2 protein-coding genes and 2 pseudogenes are annotated in these 3,015 nt (G+C 68.2%); 1 reads left to right on the top strand and 3 read right to left on the bottom strand.

Translation table 11 applies throughout. The features are described 5' to 3' along the window. Nucleotides 1–417 precede the first annotated feature (417 nt). The 3 genes and pseudogenes from VN520_RS39645 to VN520_RS17560 form a co-directional block, all read right to left on the bottom strand. Nucleotides 418–720, bottom strand: a pseudogene (locus tag VN520_RS39645) (ATP-binding cassette domain-containing protein); the annotation flags it as partial. A 115-nt stretch (nt 721–835) separates the two neighbouring features. Beyond that, a complete protein-coding gene (locus VN520_RS17565; RefSeq protein ID WP_325747871.1) occupies nt 836–1,291 on the bottom strand; it encodes a DUF6326 family protein in 456 nt (151 codons plus the stop codon). A gap of 278 nt (nt 1,292–1,569) precedes the next feature. Next, nucleotides 1,570–2,298: a hypothetical protein gene (locus VN520_RS17560; protein WP_325747870.1), complete on the bottom strand. Its 729-nt coding sequence runs from the start codon at nt 2,296–2,298 to the stop codon at nt 1,570–1,572. 284 nt (nt 2,299–2,582) lie between these two features. Here VN520_RS17560 and VN520_RS17555 point away from each other — a divergent pair. Beyond that, nucleotides 2,583–3,015, top strand: a pseudogene (locus VN520_RS17555) (hypothetical protein); the annotation flags it as partial.

Raw genomic sequence — 3,015 nt, 5'->3', positions numbered from 1 at the left:
CTCGCCCGCTGCCGCATCCGACCCACCGCAGGACACAACATCGACTCCTCCACCGAGGAGGTGACCATTCCGGCGCTCAGCGCCTGACCAAAACGAGGATCACGCGGAAACCGTCACACACCACGCCCGGGGACTTGACCGATCTACTACGACCCAGGGCGGTAGGCCCCGGTTGGAGTCGTCATACCTCGTAGTTCCGTCGTGGGGTGTTGCCAGATGACCCGAGTATTCGACGCCTTACGCTCCCGGGTGACCTGCGTCGACGCAGGCGAGCACAGCGCACGATGCGTGAGCACTCATAATCCCTGGGTCGTGGGTTCGAGCCCCACCCGCCCCACCGATGAACTCCCAGGTCAACAGCGTGCCGCTTGGTGTTTGATCTTGAGGTTCGGGTCCCGCGCCCACATGGTGCCCACAGTTCGCGAAGTCTCGAGGGCGCAGGTGTGAGCGGGCGCTGCGGCCGGGGTGCACGGCGCTTGCCTCCAGCAGAGCGCCGACCTCGCGTAGGGGGGCACGGTGCTGCCGGTAGGGCTTGCCGTTGACGGTGACGGTGCCCGACGTCGGCCGGTCCACTTCCATGATCATGCGCATCGTCGTGGACGTGCCGGCGCCGTTCGGGCCGAGGAACCCAGTGACGGTCCCGGGCGCGATCGTGACGCTGAGGGAGTGCACGGCGGTGGTGTCGCCGTAGCGCTTGGTGAGCTCGCGTGCCTCGATCATGACCGGGACCGTTCTGGGGGATGGAATGGGACCGGAGCGCTCAACAGCGGACGCTGAGACAGGTGACCGTGCCCGCGGGCGGCGCGAGCGAAGGATGGTCGGGCGCGACGGGCAGTCACGCCTGCTGCGGCGCGCGGAGTGGCTCCGTGGTGAGGCTGGCTGCCAGGGTCGCCGGTGATGCGGTGCGGCGTGGCCAGGTCCAGGCGGAGCGCAGGATGAAGGCCACGATCAGCACCTCGACTCCGATGGTGAGGGCGTAGTAGAAGGCATAGTCCGAGGGCGCCCCCACAAAGTTGAGGATTAGGAGGGGGCTGTACAGGGATGCAACGACGAGGTTCGTGACGCGGTTCACACGGGCGGGCAACGTCATGGAGAGCATGATCATCAGGGTCGGGATCGCGATGATCACGAAGAAGATGGACATCAGATTCCCGCCGCTGTCGAGCCCAAAGATGACGCCACTGCGGATGTCATCGATTTCGCCGGGCTGGTAGAGGTGGAAGTAGTCGATGTAGATGATGAAGAACATGAGGCTGGTCCAGGCTGCCGCCAGCTTGGCCTGCACGGGCATGCGCCGATTTTCCAGCGCGCTGTGGGACCGCGGATTCTCTCGTGCGGTGTGGGATTGAGGCGTTCTCATCAGATTGCTCCTTGCCTAATCGGGTGGGTGCTTTCAAAATCACGGATGCCGGCGGCCGGCACATCAGCCCGGGAGCCTGACCGACGGGGTCCCTCGGCGAGCACCGGTGACCCAAGGTCCTCCGAGGCGCCCAGATCAGCGCTCGGCCACGTCGACGGCCGCGGGCGCCGACACCTCCCGCTGCTCGACCCCCAGCTGACTATGCGTTGTCAGGACGGTCGGCTGTTTTGAGCGCGCACCAGCCGTACGCCGGTCGCAAGCAGCCACACCATCCAGGCGAAGTAGCCGGGCACCCCCACGTACAGGAGCGCCGCGCTGTGGGCGATCGCGAGGCTGGCCGCACCAGCAGCGAGCAGCAGGCCTCCCCCGGCCACGCCGAGCAGCAGCTGCCACCGCGGCGTCAGCCTGATCGCATGCGTCGCCAGCGCAACGCCGATGAATGTGGTGCCGAGTGCCGGCAGCGCCAGCGCGAACGCTGCTGCATGCATGTTCCAGGCGAGCTCGAACACCGGGCTCGGCTCGGCGAGCTTCCCGGCGGACAGCACGACTCCGTCCCACAGAACGGCGTAGAACGCGAAGACCGCCGAGAAACTCGCGCCCGCGGCCACCGCGAGGCGCGACCAGACCACGCCCGCACCCCCGCGGCGCCCGACGAGCCCGTGGAGACCGGTCAGGAACCCGAGCAGCAGCGGCACGTTCAGCGCCTCCAGGCCGACCGCGATCGCGACCGAGCCCCGGTGTTCCGCGTGGAAGGCGAGCACCTCCTTGATCGGGGCCCAGTAGGTCGGCGCTCCCGCCAACACCACCATGTTCTCGATCACCAGCGACGCTGCCAACGCGATCGCCGCCGCGCCGACAACCCGCATCGTCGCCGCCCCGGCTGCCCTCGTTTCCGGCGCCGGGCGGGTTCCCGCATCCGATCGCTGTCTGATGTCCACGAGAGCCTCCTCACGTGCGGTGTGAGATCGAGGTGTTCTCATCAGATCGCTCCTTGCCTTGATCGGGCGGGTGCTGCCACCTTCACGGATGCCGGTGGCGGTCACATCAGCCCCGGAGCCTGATCCGACCTGGCCGTTGGCACAGCCGAGCTCTTGTACTTTCGGCGGATACCGCGAGCACGCGGGCTGCCTAGGCTGATCAGGTGGCCAGCAGTGCACTCCGCTCGCTGTGGGCCGAACCTCGACCCACGAATGCCCCGGACCGGGGGCCGCGGGACTGGGCCTTGGTCGCAGCACTGGTCGGCTGGTCCGTGGTGGACTTGGTGTTTCGCCAGGACCTGGCGCCGCGCCCGGTGCTGCTGGTCTACGCGCTCGCGGTCCTCGGCTCGCTGCCGTGGCGACGCACGCACCCGCTCGTCGCGGTTGCGGTCTGCTTCGGCACGTTGACGATCGCCGACATCGTCAGGATCCTCACCGGGTCGCACGGCGCCCCGCTGAACAGCACCGCCGCGGCGCTGATCCTGGCCTACGCCCTGTTCCGGTGGGGCTCCGGTCGGGAAGCCGTAATCGGCCTCGGCGTCATCCTGCTCTGGCAGCCCATCACCACCGTCGCCGACCCCACCAGCCTGTTGGGCACGGTCGGGGCGTACGCGTTCTTCCTGTCCGCCGCCGCGCTCGGCGCCGCGATCCGCTATCGCGCGAAGTTCCGCATCCGCG

Source organism: Streptomyces sp. (assembly GCF_035563135.1).
Lineage (GTDB): Bacteria > Actinomycetota > Actinomycetes > Streptomycetales > Streptomycetaceae > Streptomyces.
The sequence above is the reverse complement of the archived record's forward strand: the minus strand, read 5'-3'. Positions and strand labels throughout refer to the sequence as shown.